The organism is Pantoea sp. JZ2, assembly GCF_035191405.1.
GTDB lineage: Bacteria > Pseudomonadota > Gammaproteobacteria > Enterobacterales > Enterobacteriaceae > Pantoea > Pantoea stewartii.
On sequence record NZ_CP045247.1, the window covers coordinates 904,655 to 920,938 of the forward strand.

Consider the following 16,284-nt stretch of genomic DNA (forward strand, 5'->3'; position numbering starts at 1 on the left):
TCAGCCTCCCCGAACCGCGTTTGACCAGGCTACGTACTCCGTGGCCAGAACGAAAAGCACGGCATAGATTTCTGTACTTTTTACTGTTGCTGCGTCTTCCGGCCAGCGCTTCAGCAGGCGCGGTCGCACCTTCATAATCCAGACGCAGCCGATGAAGCCATACATGCACAGTCGCCAGGCAAACATGGCCCACCGGCTGTCGTAGAGCCACTTCTGAAGAAGGTGGCCATCGGGGTCATACGCCATGAACACCGACGCCAGACCAAAAATCGCGCCCATGGCCAGAAACATGATTAGGAATATCAGAAGAATGCGGCCGGTGAGGCCGCTCAGGAATCTGCGCTTCATGTCAGTTGCCTCCCGGCTGAGGCTGGCTCATCTGGCTGAAACCCTGGTCCTGATTGCCGGCTTTCTGCTGCAGCTGGTTGTCCTGATTGCGTTCGCCCTGACGTTCAAGCGTGGTGAGCAGGCTGTTGCTGCTGATGGACCTGCGCAGCTCCATCTCGTTACGCAGCGCGTTCAGCTCGCGGTCGAGCGCATCCACGCGACGGTCACCCTCGGCGATGGCCTCAGGCTGTTCGGCCGCGTTCGGCTCAGACTCACCGGTCGTCAGCATGCGTCGCATGGTGAGTGCCGCCTCAACCGTGTCAGCCATGGCCAGCTCACCCGCCAGTCGCTGCACCAGTGCGGCCCTGTCCGGGTCATCACGCAGCGCCTGAATCACGCCGCGCGTGACGACGAGGCTGCCGGTTTTGAGCGCGGCCAGATTATCGGCCGTGGGCTGCAGCTGACCGTTAACCAGCTTGCTGAGCTGCTCCAGGTTGGTTTTGGTGGCGTCTTCAAGTACCGGCGAGAAGCCGGTGCCGGCAACGGTGCTGCCCGGCTGGTTATCCGCGCCGCCGCTGGTACATTCGCTGGTTTCACGGCAGGTGCGGATAGAGCGGTCGCCGAGCACCTTCACTACGGCCGCAGCGGCTTCATCGGAGGATTTGTAGCGCTGGCAGACCGTACCGTTACAGCTGGCTGACCCCACGCTGCTGTTGCTGGTCACCGGCAGGCTGTTCATCATGTTGTAGCCGGCTTTTGCCAGGTCGCGCGTGGGCTGAATCGCCGGCTGCCCCTTACCGCCGCGTTTCTGGCCACCGACCCAGGTCACGCCTTCTTCACCGGTGGCCTTCTGCAGTTTCTGGTCGCTCGAAACCGCATCACCGCCGCTCGATGCCACGATGTCTTTATACTCTTCAGACACCGCCGCCTGCTGCCACTTGCTGCCCAGGGTGTAGTCGGCCAGCTTTTTCGACATGTTCTGACAGTTCATCTGTGCCTTGTCAAAGTTCAGACCTGCCTGCAGCACGCCGTTGGTGAGCATTTCATACAGACCCGGATTGGCACGCTGAATGGCCATCGCCGGCATACTCATCACCGCGCCGGTCGCGCCCTGAATGACGTTGCCCATGAGGTCCCTGAATCCGCTGGTGATACCGTTGAGCTGGTTACCGACGGTGGTTTTCAGGTCGAAGTTGCCGCACATCAAATCGCTGCTCCAGCCGCCGTCCAGGCCGAGGCGCGACATATTGCTGCGCGTTGAGGGCGGCGAAATGACCGAGCCGCCACCTATGGAGTAGAACAGGCCGTCGTTGATGGCGCCGCTGACGCCGGCACCCTGAGAGGAAAGCGTGGTATCGATGGCCAGTGCCGGCATCACCAGGAAAAGGAATAGCGCGCCCGTGGCCACGCGCAGTTTTTTAACGCTGAAATTCTTCATGCAGTGTGTCCTTATTAAAAATCGGTGCTGTACAGGAAGGTCTGGCCACGTCGCTTACAGCAGCTGTAAGGCTGCCAGAGCGCCCAGGCGTAATCGCCGCTTTCCGCCGTCTGGCCACCCGTGTCCGGAAAGACCGCGCAGCTCTGCGACAGCTGCGGCGAAAGCCGCTGCCACTTGTGATTTTTTGTACCAGTGTTTTCGGTAACGGGGTCAGGTGGCCAGTAGCCCGGAGACCGCTGGCCAACAAGTTGGGTGTAGACGTGCAGCTGTCCCTCGCGGGTGATGATGTCGGCGACGCGCTGGACCACGACGGCCGCCGATTTGTAGCTGTCGGTCTGCGTGACGAAGCCGCTGCGGGGATAAACGTTGCCCCACATCTCGCCGGCAAACGTATTCCCGATTTCACGTTTTCCGGGGATGAGCGCTTCCGGATAGAGCGACTCCGGCACGCCCGTTCGCCAGGCCAGCGCGTCCATGGCGCTGACGAAATACGGCACGAACGGCGTGGCCGCTGAGCGGCAGGAATAGCCCGGCACCATCCCACCGATGAGCGACGTCGCCGGATGGCCATACGCATCGCCGTAGTAGAAATGCAGGTTCTGTTTGCGCATGCCCGGGGCCTTCATCTCCTGACGGCCACCGCCAGCAGATACGCCGGCAAGACCGCCCGACACGAGGCTTTCAGCGCCACCGGCCGTGGCGCTCACGGCGGACATTTCGGTCCAGGGGTTGTCGCCCGGGTTAAGGTAGGCAGAGACCACGGCTTCCGGAGTGTAGTGGGTGACTTTGACCGAGGTTTTCACCGTGCAGCCGAAAGGTGTGCAGAGCAGCCAGTAACAGATGCCGCTGATGCGCCAGCTGATACAGTCCGGGCTCATGGCGCCGGAGAGCAGGCTCGCGGTGTTCACGCTGGCAAGCGTGCCGGTGCAGGTAAACAGCGTGGCCAGCATCAGCCGGCGCGGACGGGACAGGCGCATGTTCACGGCTGTTTCTCCCGCCAGGCATTGAGTTTCGCCCGGGCTCCGGCGACGTCGGTGGTGCCGTACACCACCCATTTATCGTCGAACACCACGGCAGGGTACTTTTCCAGCCCGAGTGACCAGGCGTGTGCGACGCCGGCATAGCTCGCTGCTAAGGCCTGCTGATTCTGACGGAACGCCGGGGAGGCGATGACCGCCCGGGCCTGCTGCTCTGCCTGCGCCGGGTTAGCGGAGAGCGGACCGAATAGCTGGGCCTGGAGACGGTCGGGCGCGTCCAGCTCAGTGACGGTCACGTCGGGGCTCAGCTCACCGGTAACGGGGTGCGCATGGTCGGTATAAATCACGGTGCCGGCGTGGGCACCTGCGGTGATAAACAGAGTGGTAAGGCAGCAGAGGGGGATTTTCATGGACAACACTCCCTGAGTGGATAGTACAGTCAGGGTGCGTTGTTCGCGTGGCAGGATCAGCCGTTAACTCTTAACTCAGAAATCATAATTCTTACGGCGGTCAGCTGTGCGGCACGCTGATTCATAAACCGTTACACACTGGCCCTTAAGGACCGGAAAAGCCAGCCGATACACCAGTAAGCGAACTGCCAGAAGGTGGTGAGCATCGTGAATAAAATCTTAGCTAATTCCGTTTGGGGCCTCCTGGCCCCTTTTTTTTAACTTCTGAGCAGCTTCCATGGTCATTACGCCGGTATAGCTCAAATTGAAAAAAGACTCTGAAAAGTGCTGAAGATTGAACGGATGCCGTCGATAACTAAATCGAGTCCCCTTTGAACATCATAATAAAAAAGCTACTGCTGAAAATTGAACTCTCTGGGGCCCTCCAGGCCCCCTTTTTTTTATCTGTCATTCCTGACTGCCAGTCTCGTTTGAATGTCGCCATTCAAGATAATCCAGCTCCCAGAAGAAGCCCGCAGCGGCCGCGTTGCGCTCAATCGTTGCGCGCGTCTCACCCTCATTAACGTAAGGCTGCCAGGCCTCAGGGATGCTGTCTTTTGGTCGGGCCTCTGACTTTTGAACAACGGAAGCGCTGTCGTCTGCTGTGGGCAGAGGTCTGTATCCGCCGGGCTGTTCCCAGGTTTTTCGCTGCCAGGCATCCAGCTCCTCTTCATCTGTATTTGTGATGTAGACAAGATATTCTAAAATTTCCTGCGTGAGGTTTTCAGGGGTTGCGCCGGGAAGGGACTCAAGTAAACGAAGACGGCTGGACGCCATGAACTCTCGCTCTTCCTGCTCAGAGGCACCAAAATACTCGGTCTGGTCTTTTATAAGCTGCTGGTATTCGGGCGATGCTTTGTAAATTTCCAATTCCTCCTCGTAAATTCTTCTCTCCTCAGCCCTGCGTTCTCGGGCGACGCCGGCCTCCTCGATCCCCGCAGCCACGACGTCAGCCCAGTCGCCGGATTCAGGTGACTGCGTACCCGCTACTCCTAGCTGCTGATTAAGGAAGGTAAGAAGGTTACCGTCCTCCGGCTCGACAGCCGCCCCGACGTCATCAGCCAGGCTGTCAGCACTGATAATCCCGGGCAGGCCGTTCCTTTCACGACCGGTACTGGCACGCTCAGCCAGGTAACGCTCACTCCACGCCTGACCTTTCGCGCGTTTGCCGGCACCTTCAAGGCTGGTCGTGTATTTCATCAGCCAGACGTGCATAAAATGCTGACGTTCAGCCGCACACCCTGTGCTGATATCGTGAAACCGCTGATAAAACCCCTCATCGTGGCCGCAGTCCATGCTGTCACCTTCGTGTGCCACCTCGTGCTCTGTCAGGCTGAAGAGGCGACTGGCCGTTCTGAGCGCGTCAGTTTTAAGCTGGCGCACGATATCAGTGTCAAAGGCGATGTACGTCTCACCGTCCGTCCAGGCGTCGGCCGACGTCGACTCGCCCAGCAGTATCTGGAACCGCACGCCGCCGTGAGCCCGGGCGGTGCTATGGCGTTCGCCGCCCGAGCATACCCGTGCATACTGGGCCAGGCAGTAGCGCAGCGCCGTCCAGGCCCTGCGGGTTTCCTTATCCAGGGTCTTTTCACTCACCATCTGCGTGCGGTCGACAAAGTTCGCGCTGAGCGTGTCAAAATCAATAAGCTGCAGCTCTGAGCTGAACGGCATTCCCCAGCGGCCGGAAGACGGCAGCTGTGCGCGGTGCGCGATGAGGTTGTCGCGCACGCGACGCATGCAGTCCATAAAATCATCCGTGCCGTCGCAGTTAAAGCGCGTCAGCGTCACCGGGTGAATGACCGGCGCGATGCCGGCACGCGCAATGAGCTCCCCGCGCGGGACGTTGCGAGCATACTCAACCAAAGTAAAACAGTTTTTATCGACGGCAGAGGGATAGTAGCGGCATTTACGCAGGAAGTGCTCCAGGGTGACGTGCTGTTTGCCCGGGAGCAGCGTAATCACCTCTTCGCCGTTAACCAGCGTCTGCAGGTCTCCCTCGCCGGCAAGCAGCGCGCGGGCGGTTTTTTCACGCCGGGCCTCTGTTTTGCGGTGGCTGCCGGTGTTGTCAGAAAAGGCCTGCGCCAGCCCGCTGAATTTTGCTGCTATCTGCTTCCAGACCATGCAGCTCTTGCGCAGAATCTCCGTTCGTGAAACGTTGAGCGCAATGGCTTTTTTACTCACGATAAGGCCGCCAACGCCCCAGTTATGCCCCGGGTCATGCCTGACAAGCACGCCCTGGTTAGAAATGGACACGGTGCCGTCTTCGCGCAGGCGATACCAGGCCACGTCGTCTTCAGCATCCCATTTTTCGAGCTCCGGTTTGCGCGTAATCACGTTGCCGTTGAGGCTGACCGAGACGGGCGTGTAACGCACCTGGTCACGAATCTCCTGCATGCAGGACATACGCTCCTGGGTGGACATCGGCTCATACCAGTCACCACTGATGGCACACCCCTCCTGAATCTCTCCCGACTCTGTCAGTTCATACTCATAGCCCATCACCCGCGTGTCGACGTCCATCTGCCAGCGCTGCGAACGCCAGGCGGTCCGGGCATGCGCCATAATCTGGCCACGGCCGAGGCGAAAACGGCCGTAGGTGGCATCGCCTTCACGGTGTGGCGTACCGAAGCGGCCAAAATAGCGTTTCACATCGTCATGTGAGGCAAAACCGCGACCGTCGTCACGGCAGGTGAAGCCCTCCGGGGTAATCTCCAGAATGACCGCACCCGCGCCGGCATCGACGCTGTTCATTATGAGTTCGATAAGGGCTTTGGCCACTGAGCCGGCCTGGCTGTAGATGATGTGGTGAATGATTTCGGGGTCGAGTTCGAAAGGGTGTCGCATCAGACTGCTCCTGTAGTGGTTTCAGAGCCATTTTTCTGATGCTGATTAAGGGTTAAATGAAGAAGTCATAACGGGAGCCTGAAAGAATAGCGGGTACGATCAGGCTGATTAATACGAGCAAAAAATCAATGAAACTGGAAGACAGCATTGCTGAATCACTTGAAAAACGCGGCCTCTGGCACCGTGCCGCACGACGCTGGCTGGCAGTAATGGATGGCTCCAAAGACGATGCAGAAAGAGAATTGATTGCCAGGCGGCGTGAGCATTGCCTTAACATGGCGGCAGATATACCGCCTGACGGTCGTCGTGCCGAGACGAGACGATTGTATAAGGCGCGGCAGCGCTACAATGAAGGATACTGAATCGTAGTATTCGCGGGCTCTATGCCGCCCGCACCCGCAGCCTCCGTTCCCGCCCGACACCAAACACCGGTGCCGGGCGATAACGGAGGGTCTGTTTAATGGCACATCTCAGCTTCTGTCGCGCGGTCTATCTCCTTCAGCACCCACAGCATATCTGTCGCATCCGGCACACAGATATTCCAGCGAATGCCGGTCCTGTAATCCCCCTCGGTTGGCCAGAGTGTGTTGCCAGTGACGGTAATGAGAATATCCAGTGCTTTATCATTGGCACCGGACATATGCACCGCCGTGCAGCTGCGGCGCCCGACGCGATGAGGATAGACCGATACCAGCAAGGGATGCTCAAGGCGCTGACCTATCTCCTCACGGAGCTTCACGATGGCACGGTTATCCGTCTCACCCACCGATGCCTGCCCCTGCGGGGGGACGGTAAAAATAACAGTGGCGATTAAAGCCTTGTCCCCGACAACCAGTGGCGGCGCCATGGTCAGTTTTTTCATAAAATCCCCTGTCAGTGAATAAGACCACGGCTCTCGTCAAGGCGACGTGCAACATGGTAAACGGCCTCAAGTTCCGTACATTTAAATTCATTCATGATGGCCCGGCGTTCTGCTTTCTCTTCTTTTTCCGTCATGCCCAGCGCCAGGTAGAGGCTCGGCGGTACGGCCCTGAACAGCGCCTGCACCTTACGCGAGAGAATGACCCCCTCAGTGTATTTGCGCGGCAGTTTTGTGGCAGAGAGCAGCATTGCTTTTTGCTCATCATTAAGCGTCTTGAAGCGGGCAATCTGCTCAACCTCTTCAGGCGGCATAACCAGACATATCCACCACTCGGCCATGTTCAGCATCTTTTTCGACGTATCAGGGAAGTCGGCAAGGTTCTGGGTGAAAATCCAGAGCCAGGTGCCCAGCTTTCGCCACATTTTGGCGATTTTGGTGGCATAGGGTCCCAGCAGTGGGTTGGTGGTGACAATATGTCCCTCATCAATGGGCACGATGATGTCACGGTCAAGATACTGATCGCGCTCGGCGATATTATTGATGGTGTTAAGCAGAGAAATCACCGCCACGGCCATTTGCGCTTCGTACCCTTCGCGGGCCAGCTGCCCCAGGTCCACGATCGTGACGTCGGCCTCAGGCCAGGGGGTGCCCGGGCGGTTGAACAGTTCGCCCTCAAAACCTTCCGTGAACATGCGCAGCGCCTCTGACATCTCCTCGGCGCGTGCGCGGCGGGCCGGCGTGCGTTTCTCGCGGTCGTCAGTGCCCAGACTGATGTCATGAGCAATGTCCTGCAGCGCAAACATCAGGTCCTCGGGTAGCATCTGGCGGGACTCAGCATAAGCCTTGCGGGCGGCATTCATGATGGCTTCGCGGATCATGCCACGGTCAGCACGCGTCATTCTGGACTCTTCCGAGGCTTCACCACCGGTAATCATCAGGCGGGCAGCAATCTCCATTTCCCCCAGAACGTCACGCTCACCGTCTTCATCATCCTCATCGTCTGCATCAGTATCCGGCAGGTCTTCCTCACTGATGATCAACGCTTCGGGCTTCACATCCAGTAACAGGTGCGAGTCACCAAAGGGTGCCAGCGACACGACCTTGCCGGGCTTGATGCTGACGCGGTGAACGCTGAGGCCCAGCGACGCACAGTAGTCACCATAGAGGCCAAAGCTGTTCCCCGCCTCAATCAGGAAAATACGCGATCGATAGATGGCCACCATCTGAGAAAGCTTGTCGACCGCCGTGGCTGACTTGCCGGCACCGGTCGGGCCAAACAGCAACAGGTGCGCGTTCTGGGTGCGATCCGCTTTATTCAGCGGGTCGACAGACAGCGGACCGCCGCCCCGGTTAAAAAAGGTGAGACCGTGATGGCCGGTGCCGGTGTCTCGCCCGTAAACCGGTGACAGGCAGGCAAAGTGCTGAACAAACATCAGGCGCGTGTACCAGTTGTGGCGGTCAAGCTGCGGGTTAAAGCACATCGGCAGCGCCCGCATGTAAGTGCTGAGCGGACCGATGTCGTGTTCCGGATTAACCGGCTCCAGCCCGCAGTTCAGCAGCTTACTGCTGAGGTCAAGGTAGCGTTTGCTCAGGGCGTCCTCGTCCTGACCCTTTATGAGCAGGGTGATTGCCGCCCGGTAAAGCTTGTGCTTGTTACCCAGAAACGTACGGGCAGTGGCGGCATCTTCACGCGCACGCAGCGAATCGACGTTCTCTCCCATCGAGTTGCGGCTCAGGCTGGCAAAATTCGCCTCCAGTTTGTCCTGAGGCTGCACAATCAGCGTCATGGCCAGCACGGTGCCTTCCGGTAGCAGATCCATAATGGCGTTGATATTGTCACCGCGCTTTACCTCACCGGTGAGGTGTCCTGTCTGCGGGCGGGTACGAATACGGGCGACCGGCACCGCTATGTGCGCGACGTTATCAAACCACCAGATGCCCTTGTCCGCATCGCTGCGGGGGCGGGTGAACCACAGGCTTTCGCTGAAGTCATTGAGCAGAGGAAGGTCGCCGGGCGCGTCATCGCGGTGGCGGGCACAGCGGTAAAGCGTGGCCTTGTCTGTCCACTGGGGGGCCGGGTTGAACCATCGCAGCAGCCAGCTGTGTATCTGCTCACCGTTCTGGCGCACGGAACGAATGCCGGCACCGCTCATTGCCGAGGTCAGACGGTCGCAGACCTGATTCAGTAAAACTTCCGGCGCCATCGGGTCGCGGTAAGGCTTTTCCACCCAGCGGTAAACCACCATACGCGTGCGACGGATCTGCCCGCGCCAGGGTGCACCTGTCACGGTTTCATCGACAAACAGGCCTTTTTCAGCGGCCACGTTCTTCAGATGCCGCTCCTGTTCGTTCAACCAGGCCTCGGTGAAAGCCGTCCCCTGTGCCCGTGGTCTGACGTAGCCCCGGATGGAATCCATATACGCCGACAAATCCGAATCGTCCTGACAGAAGAACTGCACCACCCACTGGTGTGAGTCCAGTTCAGGAATGCTGTCCTGCAGCGCATTTTCAACCACGTCACGGATTTCTTCCAGGCGCGATTCGGGACGGCCTTCGGTGCCGACCGGATTGATCTCATAAACTGCACCCACAGAAACGCCGTCATCGAGCAGGATGCACTGGTGTTCGGGAAGGTATTCCCCCCAGGGAACGTGGTCGATAATGGAGGGACCGGTGGCATAAAGACCTGATTCATCGGCGTGAGTCAGCCGGCCGTCACGGGTGATCGGCTCATGGCCCTCAACCGAGAACGGCCCATGACCGTACTGATGTTCAGTCTGGGCTTCACGGCTGCGGCGAAAAAGACGAAAGGCCATTTACAGCGCCTCCGTGCGTTCGCCGGGCAGCGCGTACTGCACCTGGCTGTAAAACGGGAAAACGGTACTGTAGCCCGGCACCGGCGTGTTGCCGTCGGCCAGATGCGGGAACACATACATCACCATGTCGGGGTTGGGCAGTCGCGGAAACGTCTGCTGAATTTCATTTTCCTGGGTGCGGCTGTAGCTGTCCCGGGTCTGTTGTCCGATCGTACGCTCACTGTCGGAGACCGGCCGGCGCAGCGTGGTGCGGCTTTCAGCGGTGGCGTGGGTTGTTGAGGCGCCGTTGTTCCAGAGCTCCAGCATGGTGCTGTCACCCGGTGGCAGCATTTCATCTTTGGAGGTGCTGCAGCCGCTCAGCATCAGAGCAACTGTTCCGCCCAGAACGAGCAAAATTAAGGCATTATTCTTCATCATCAGCCTCCAGCGTGTGTATCTCAGAAATGACTGCTGACAGGCGCAGGATGCGGCCATCCGCCTGCCTGAGCAGAACATCAGTATTTTCACGAACCAGCTTCTGCGCGACGGCCAGCATGGCCCAGTCCGTCACGTCCTGCGGTTCAGCTTCCCACTTGCCTGTATCTCGCCGGACGAAGCCGGCATAAAGTCGGCCACTTAGCGGGGTATAACCCACGCGGTACTCAAGCTCACAGCTGTCTTTACTTTGGCTGTTCATCAGTCCATCCCCGTACCTGAGCCTGCCAGGCTGAAGTCATACTTAACCTTGCGGCCTTTTTCTTCATAGTCGAGCGCCAGCTGGCGGGTAATGTGCAGCGCCACTGTCTGACCCGGCGGCACGTATATCGCGTCAAACGTCTGTCCATAACGCTGTTTTACCCAGTCCACGGTTTCTTTCATGCTCCCTGACAGCGATTTCCCAAGCACAGCCTGTCCCGCATCACCGGTCAGGGTCTGCGTCACGCCGCCCATGGCGTTAGTCTGGCCCGTCATCTGGTTCTGTGAAAGGGCATCGCCGGCAGCGGCCGCGCCGGCCAGCAGGCTGATAGTCGGCAGATAGGTAGAGGCGTTGCTTTTACGGGTGCCGGAGATGCAGGGAATGCCGTTGTCATCCGACAGCCAGCCGATACTGTTATTGCCGTTTCCGCTGCTGTTCTGGGAATTCTGGTTATTACTGCCGCCGTTCTGGCTGTCCGGCGACGGCAGCGTGCGCACCGTGCCGTCCGCGAACACAAACGTGATGCTGGTAATGGACCCGCGCACGCAGGACAGCGTCCAGTCACCGGTCGCCGTACCGGACACGATGGCGCCCTGAACGTCCGGCAGCTCGATGCCGTTGGCCGTCAGGTTGTCTTTGCCTAACATAACCTTGAACGGGTATGGATCGGTGACTTTGCCGTCTATGGGAACGCGGCCGAGCAGTGCCGTCATGGCGCGACTACCGACCAGCGTGGAGTTCTCCGGCAGCGTAAATACCGGATCGACGGGTTTCACCGCATCCGGCACAGCCTGACTGACGGCTGTGGAAACCGCTGCGCCGGCCTGCTTACCGGCATCACCCGCTTCACCGAACGACGAGGCAAACGAGAAGCCGGTCGCGCTGTTTTTATTGCTGTCATTCACGGGTTTGCCGCTGGCATCCACCGGGATACCGTCTTTGGGTTCGACCCACAGCAGGCCGTCTGAGACAGGGGCTGACATCGCGACGCTGCCACTGGTGCCGTTGTCATAGCCCAGACCAATCGGAATGTCGCTGCCGGGTGCGCTGCTTTTGTCAGGCGTTGCGGCATTTTTGTTTTTCAGTTGCTCAAGCATCTGACCGACCTGCGAACTGAGGTCGGAGACCTGTGCGCTGAGCTTTGCCCGCTTGTCAGCCTCGTCAGCCCGGGCGTTTGCCACCGCTTCGTTGATTTGTGCATCCACGTTGCTGTTGGTCTTTTTCAGCTCCGTGTTTTCATCGTTCAGCTTTTTGTTGTCATTGGCGAGCGTATCGAGGCGGTCCTGAACGCGGCGAAAGTTGCCCACTATCGTGCGCAGGGTATCCTGCGGCGTGTCGCCTTCTACGCCCAGCGCCTTGAGCTCATCAGGTGTCAGGTCTTTCAGCGCTGCATTGGTGGTTTTTTGCGTCGACGTCGTTTTGTTCTTTGAATCCGAGCAGGATTTGACGCCCACGACGATGGCGACAGTAACGACCACTGGCACCGCAATTTTCGCTATCAGGTTTGTGCCGGGCTGGCTCATTTCTTCGCCCTCCGCGCCATTTTGGGCATAACCGTGACGGGTTCAGCGATAAACGCGCCTTCAGGGCGTCCCTGAATGACCAGGTACACGACCGTTGTGTCTTCCGGCGTGCCGGCACGGCCCAGCCAGCGGTGCTGAAAAGTCGCCGTCTCGAACTGGCCCTGCAGCTCACGCGGGTCGAGGACAACCTTATCGGCCGAGCGGTTACGCACCTGCAGCGCCACCACGCTGTCGCCCATCAGTCTCCAGGCCGCCATCGGCGTGACCGACACGGGCTCGCCGGGCATCAGCGTCGTAATGGACGATGGCAGCTTCAGTGACACGGGGCTGATGCCCGGCACCGGCTCCACGGTCCGGACCGGCCCGTAGAGGCTCTGCGCGGCATAGCGGGTCAGTACCACCGGCAGCGGCGCGCTGAGTTTTGGTGCTTTGCGTGCCGGCGCAGTGTCAGTACCCGACGCCGAAGAAGTGTTTTTACTGCTGCTGCCTGCATCACTACTCACCGACTGTCTGTCACTGGCCGTTGCAGTGGCCACTTCACCGTCATAGACCAGCTTCACCGGTTCGCGCGTCACCTTGCCGGGCACGGCGCTGACGTCAAGCAGGATGACTTCGCCGTTTTCCTTGCTCTGCAGCTCAATGCGCGTCACCGGAAAGGCCTCTCTGGCATCGAAGTAGACCGCGCCGCCGGTGCTCTGAATACGCACTTTACCGTTGAGAGAGGGCGGGAACCCCACGCGCACGTTTTTATTCACAAACACGATGCGCTCCTGGCCGACGGTGAGCGGTATCTGCAGCGGAATACGCTCCCACTTCATGAGCTCAACCCCCTGCGTCAGGCCTGAGACCAGAAGCAGGCAAAGCAGTATCAGAGGACGTTTCATCACTGGAATACTCCTGATTTTTTCTCCGGCTCCGGCTGCGGCATGGCTTCGAGCTGCTGCGGCGTGGAGTCATAACAGTCAAGCGCCATGCCAAAAGGGTTGCGCGCCGGATCACCTTCCCAGCGCACGACCTTGAGGGGATAGCGGACAAGCGCCCGCTTGACCTTCTCAGCGTGGTAGTACTCGTCAGCTATCAGGTCGAGCCGGACCACCCAGCGATCGTCGCTAAGGATGTCGACGCTGCTGTCGCTGTAGCCGCGACGGGGAATTTCATACACCACGCGCACGCGGTCCTTGAGTTCGCCACTGTTTTTACGAAACTCATAGTCCCTGTTCAGGAAATCCTGGCAGGACGGCGTCAGGTAAGGGCTGAGCTGGGCAATCTTCGCCGAATAGTCCACCTCACCGTTGGTCGGCCAGGCGTTGAGCTGCTGGAAGATGTAGAACGCAAAGGCGTACACCGTATAGGGCGGAATAACCCACCATTTCTGCGTGCTGCCTGAGCGCAGGTCGGGGGGAATGTGGATGGTCATGTCCGAGGGCGCACGCATCCAGCCGACTGATGTGACCAGCATGCCGGCGAAAAAGAGCACGCAGAAAATCCGCAGGGAAAAGATGTGGTTATCACGCGCCGTGATACCGTTACGAAACCGGCTCATAAACCCCTCCTCATTGCCCGCGCGGACGTGCGCTGCAGCTCCCAGGCGCGGCTGGCCAGAATCATCGAACGCGACAGGCCCAGACGGCAGCGGATTTGTTCCAGCCGCTGCCAGATGTAGTTCTCAGGCTTGCCGCGCTTGTAGGCAGCAATCCAGTTCCCGCCGAAAAACACAGTCAGAATCGGCATCAGCAACATGCATGTCGGGAACGCCAGCCAGCCGACGTGGGGCACCAGGCACAGCGGTACGCCCAGTGGAATGCCCACTAGGCTGCCCGTACCTGCCGCAAGCAGAAACTCGCCGGCGGTAAATCCCCGGTACACCACGGGCGGGTAATTGAGCCGGTCGGGGAGAAAGTCGATAACGGCCATCGTTGCTCCTCAGAGAATGTCTGCTGCCTGTGTCGCTAGGAAAATCACCACCAGGATGAGGATGATGCCGACGACGCTGTAAAGAATAAGTTCGGTCCAGGTGCCCTTACCTTTACGGACATCGTGAAACGAAGTAATGACGGCGTGTGCAACAGCCAGGAAAGCAGAGACGGTTACAAGAAGACCAAAACCCAAACCGGCCATTTTTGCGTAGCCCATCCAGGTGTTCCAGATCCCACCACCGCCGCCCGTTGTCGGTTGCTGAACGGAAGGCAGCCCGGCTCGCGCCTGACCGTCAGAAAGCAGAAGAATGAGCAGCGTGGCACGTAGTCGTGCGGCACGGCAGAACCTGATAAAACGGAGTTTCATTGTGGTGTCCTTTCAGTTAAAAAAGAAAAACAGGGTCAGCAGCCACAGGAGTGCCAGACGGATGAACGTCTCGGTAAACTGCCGAAAAGTCACCCTTTTAGACGCGAGGCCCCGGTACGCCTGAACCAGCGCCCAGGCAGAGAACAGCAGGATGACGATGGCGAGCGCACTCAGGATCAGAATGTTCAGTTGGGAGGGCGTGAGGCCGCCGCCGGTGCCTGCCGCCCAGCCGGAGGTCTGAGCGCCGTTCATCGCCACGCAGGCTCCTGCGCACGATACTGCCCGCTCACCGACGCTGAGCCGGTGTTAGGCTGCGCACGGGACGGTTCGAGGTAGGTGGAAATACCCTGTTTCATGGTGGCGATGTCGCGTGTTGCCTGCTGATAGTCGAAGTAAAAGCGGGCATCCTGATTCTGGTTCGCCACCACGCGGGCGCGGTCAAGGCCCGCCTGGACCTGATCCAGCTGGCGCATCACCAGCGCGAGCTCGTCCTTTTCGGAGGCATGGCACACAATTGCCGGCATGACGCAGGCAAGGAGTGCAATGAAAGGGGGTAAACGGCGCATGTAAGGCTCTCCCGGATAACAGATGAGGGTGAGAGTGACGCAACCGCGCCCGCCTGACAGCAGTAAAATCTTTATGGATTTCTGAAAATAAAAGCAGATTGTTTCTGGCAGAAACCGCGCCGGCTGGGCGATGATTAAATACACAATGCATTTACAGACGGGGCTGATGTCACATGGACACGACCGAACAGTTGGACGGGAAGTATTACTTTGACGGCATGAGTGTGGATAAAGAAGAGTTGCTGATGTGGCTGATTCTTGACGAATTCACTAAAACCTTCAGCGGCATAACGGATATTCTGGCCGTCGCCTCAATGCTGGCCAGCCTGCCATTTATTCCTGTCTCAGGAAAACTGGATGCGAAAACGGCCACGACCGGCACCAGTCCTCTCTCAATGGTAATGCGCAAACTCATCAAAAAACGATTTGCTAAACGCCGCCGAACGCTGACGCTCAGTAGCATGATGCGGGGCAAATGGGCCTACACGACAAGTGTGGGCGCCTACATTGGACGCTGGGTGCCGTGGGTAGGCGCCGTTATTACTGCCCGTGACATCTACATCATTACGAATAACGTCATACATCGCTACCGACTGATAACGGGTGAAAAGGATTAAGCGCATGGAAACTTCAGTTCAGGTCAGAAATCTGCTTAAAAAATACTTCTGGGAAATGTCAGATGATGTCTCACTGAGTACAGGGGATCAGATGGTACTCCCTGAAGAGGCCGCTGATTTCATCGAAGAATATGCAGAGAAGTTTGGCGTCGACATGACCCATTTTGAGTTCAGGAAATACTTTCCTAACGAGGGCATACGCTTTCTGCCTAATGCAATCCTGCCTAAATTCATGCGTACCGACCATCATGAACCTGCGCCTCTGACCGTCAGAATGCTGATTGAGTCTGCTGAAGCCGGACGCTGGCTTTTCCCCTGAACAACACGATGACATTTATAGTCCGGGATAAATGAATGACATTAATTCTGCGCGAAGTAAGACAGTGTGATGTTTCGCTCCTGAGTGAGCTGGGTGTCAGTACATACACCCATCATTTTAAGCAATACTGGACCCACAGCGAGGAACTGGACGAGTTCCTTTATCAGGAGTATTCGCCACAGGTCATCGAAAGCAGCCTCGCTGACCCTAACGCAGGCTGGTATATAGTCGAGACGTCGGCTCCGATCGGATTTGTTAAGGTCATATGGCGGTGCAGCATTCCGGGGACGCCCTTAAAGGGAACTCTTCTTAAAAAACTCTATCTTTCAGAAGGCACAACCGGGAAAAACTACGGTCAACTCATATTTGGTGAAGTGGCTGAGATGGCGAAAGAAAGAGGGAGTGACTTTCTGTGGCTTGAGGTGCTTAAAGAAAATAACCGTGCGCGTAGATTTTATGAAAGACAGGGTATGACGTTTATCAAAGATATTTTTTATAACACTGCTACTCAGGATGTTACGGTGCACGTTCTGGGCATGAACCTCTGAATCCTCTTTTAGCCATAAAAAAGGCCTGCAGCAGCGCAG

General features: G+C 58.1%; 20 protein-coding genes. 4 read left to right on the forward strand and 16 right to left on the reverse strand.

Annotated elements, in window-relative coordinates; genetic code table 11:
- From GC087_RS04455 to GC087_RS04475, 5 genes are all read right to left on the reverse strand, one after another.
- Complete coding sequence (locus GC087_RS04455; RefSeq protein ID WP_064353017.1) at positions 1 to 348, reverse strand: hypothetical protein; 348 nt, start codon at positions 346 to 348, stop codon at positions 1 to 3.
- Position 349: 1 nt separating this feature from the next.
- The gene (locus GC087_RS04460; protein WP_166504093.1) at positions 350 to 1,702 is read right to left on the reverse strand and encodes an integrating conjugative element protein; all 1,353 of its coding nucleotides are present in this window, start codon (positions 1,700 to 1,702) and stop codon (positions 350 to 352) included.
- A 77-nt stretch (positions 1,703 to 1,779) separates the two neighbouring features.
- Positions 1,780 to 2,742, reverse strand: coding sequence for a TIGR03756 family integrating conjugative element protein (locus GC087_RS04465; protein ID WP_416383434.1), 963 nt, complete (start codon positions 2,740 to 2,742; stop codon positions 1,780 to 1,782).
- A gap of 2 nt (positions 2,743 to 2,744) precedes the next feature.
- Positions 2,745 to 3,152 carry a TIGR03757 family integrating conjugative element protein gene (locus tag GC087_RS04470; protein WP_064353014.1) on the reverse strand — a complete coding sequence of 136 codons (408 nt, stop codon included), beginning with the start codon at positions 3,150 to 3,152 and terminating at the stop codon, positions 2,745 to 2,747.
- A 447-nt stretch (positions 3,153 to 3,599) separates the two neighbouring features.
- The gene (locus GC087_RS04475; RefSeq protein WP_064353013.1) at positions 3,600 to 6,035 is read right to left on the reverse strand and encodes an ATP-binding protein; all 2,436 of its coding nucleotides are present in this window, start codon (positions 6,033 to 6,035) and stop codon (positions 3,600 to 3,602) included.
- A gap of 128 nt (positions 6,036 to 6,163) precedes the next feature.
- Between GC087_RS04475 and GC087_RS04480 the strand changes: the two genes are divergently transcribed.
- Positions 6,164 to 6,397, forward strand: a complete 234-nt coding sequence (locus tag GC087_RS04480; RefSeq protein WP_064353012.1) for a PerC family transcriptional regulator — start codon at positions 6,164 to 6,166, stop codon at positions 6,395 to 6,397.
- A 95-nt stretch (positions 6,398 to 6,492) separates the two neighbouring features.
- On the opposite strand, the gene GC087_RS04485 is transcribed toward GC087_RS04480, so the two are convergent.
- The 11 genes from GC087_RS04485 to GC087_RS04535 are packed head-to-tail and all read right to left on the reverse strand — an operon-like array spanning position 6,493 to position 14,761.
- Positions 6,493 to 6,897, reverse strand: a complete 405-nt coding sequence (locus GC087_RS04485) for a hypothetical protein (RefSeq protein WP_064353011.1) — start codon at positions 6,895 to 6,897, stop codon at positions 6,493 to 6,495.
- A gap of 11 nt (positions 6,898 to 6,908) precedes the next feature.
- Positions 6,909 to 9,713: a conjugative transfer ATPase gene (locus tag GC087_RS04490; protein ID WP_324029770.1), complete on the reverse strand. Its 2,805-nt coding sequence runs from the start codon at positions 9,711 to 9,713 to the stop codon at positions 6,909 to 6,911.
- Entirely contained in the window at positions 9,714 to 10,127 is a 414-nt protein-coding gene (locus GC087_RS04495; RefSeq protein WP_064353009.1) for a TIGR03751 family conjugal transfer lipoprotein, read from the reverse strand.
- A complete protein-coding gene (locus tag GC087_RS04500; RefSeq protein ID WP_064353008.1) occupies positions 10,117 to 10,389 on the reverse strand; it encodes a DUF7446 family protein in 273 nt (90 codons plus the stop codon). Before GC087_RS04500 ends, GC087_RS04495 begins: the two co-directional genes overlap by 11 nt.
- A complete protein-coding gene (locus GC087_RS04505) occupies positions 10,389 to 11,912 on the reverse strand; it encodes a TIGR03752 family integrating conjugative element protein (protein ID WP_324029772.1) in 1,524 nt (507 codons plus the stop codon). Before GC087_RS04505 ends, GC087_RS04500 begins: the two co-directional genes overlap by 1 nt.
- Positions 11,909 to 12,796, reverse strand: coding sequence for a TIGR03749 family integrating conjugative element protein (locus GC087_RS04510; RefSeq protein WP_082208539.1), 888 nt, complete (start codon positions 12,794 to 12,796; stop codon positions 11,909 to 11,911). Before GC087_RS04510 ends, GC087_RS04505 begins: the two co-directional genes overlap by 4 nt.
- Entirely contained in the window at positions 12,796 to 13,455 is a 660-nt protein-coding gene (locus GC087_RS04515; protein WP_064353005.1) for a PFL_4703 family integrating conjugative element protein, read from the reverse strand. Before GC087_RS04515 ends, GC087_RS04510 begins: the two co-directional genes overlap by 1 nt.
- Positions 13,452 to 13,826, reverse strand: a complete 375-nt coding sequence (locus tag GC087_RS04520; protein ID WP_019105573.1) for a TIGR03750 family conjugal transfer protein — start codon at positions 13,824 to 13,826, stop codon at positions 13,452 to 13,454. The genes GC087_RS04515 and GC087_RS04520 overlap by 4 nt, the downstream gene beginning before the upstream one ends.
- 9 nt (positions 13,827 to 13,835) lie before the next feature.
- Entirely contained in the window at positions 13,836 to 14,195 is a 360-nt protein-coding gene (locus GC087_RS04525; RefSeq protein WP_024472250.1) for a TIGR03745 family integrating conjugative element membrane protein, read from the reverse strand.
- Between the two features lie 12 nt (positions 14,196 to 14,207).
- The gene (locus GC087_RS04530) at positions 14,208 to 14,447 is read right to left on the reverse strand and encodes a TIGR03758 family integrating conjugative element protein (RefSeq protein WP_324030579.1); all 240 of its coding nucleotides are present in this window, start codon (positions 14,445 to 14,447) and stop codon (positions 14,208 to 14,210) included.
- Positions 14,444 to 14,761, reverse strand: coding sequence for an integrative conjugative element protein, RAQPRD family (locus GC087_RS04535; protein WP_058707896.1), 318 nt, complete (start codon positions 14,759 to 14,761; stop codon positions 14,444 to 14,446). The genes GC087_RS04530 and GC087_RS04535 overlap by 4 nt, the downstream gene beginning before the upstream one ends.
- A 173-nt stretch (positions 14,762 to 14,934) precedes the next feature.
- Here GC087_RS04535 and GC087_RS04540 point away from each other — a divergent pair, with 173 nt between their 5' ends.
- The 3 genes from GC087_RS04540 to GC087_RS04550 are packed head-to-tail and all read left to right on the forward strand — an operon-like array spanning position 14,935 to position 16,245.
- Positions 14,935 to 15,378, forward strand: a complete 444-nt coding sequence (locus GC087_RS04540) for an STM2901 family protein (RefSeq protein ID WP_058707895.1) — start codon at positions 14,935 to 14,937, stop codon at positions 15,376 to 15,378.
- A 4-nt stretch (positions 15,379 to 15,382) separates the two neighbouring features.
- A complete protein-coding gene (locus GC087_RS04545; protein WP_205959054.1) occupies positions 15,383 to 15,697 on the forward strand; it encodes a DUF1493 family protein in 315 nt (104 codons plus the stop codon).
- 35 nt (positions 15,698 to 15,732) lie between these two features.
- A complete protein-coding gene (locus GC087_RS04550; protein ID WP_324029776.1) occupies positions 15,733 to 16,245 on the forward strand; it encodes a GNAT family N-acetyltransferase in 513 nt (170 codons plus the stop codon).
- Positions 16,246 to 16,284: the final 39 nt, after the last annotated feature.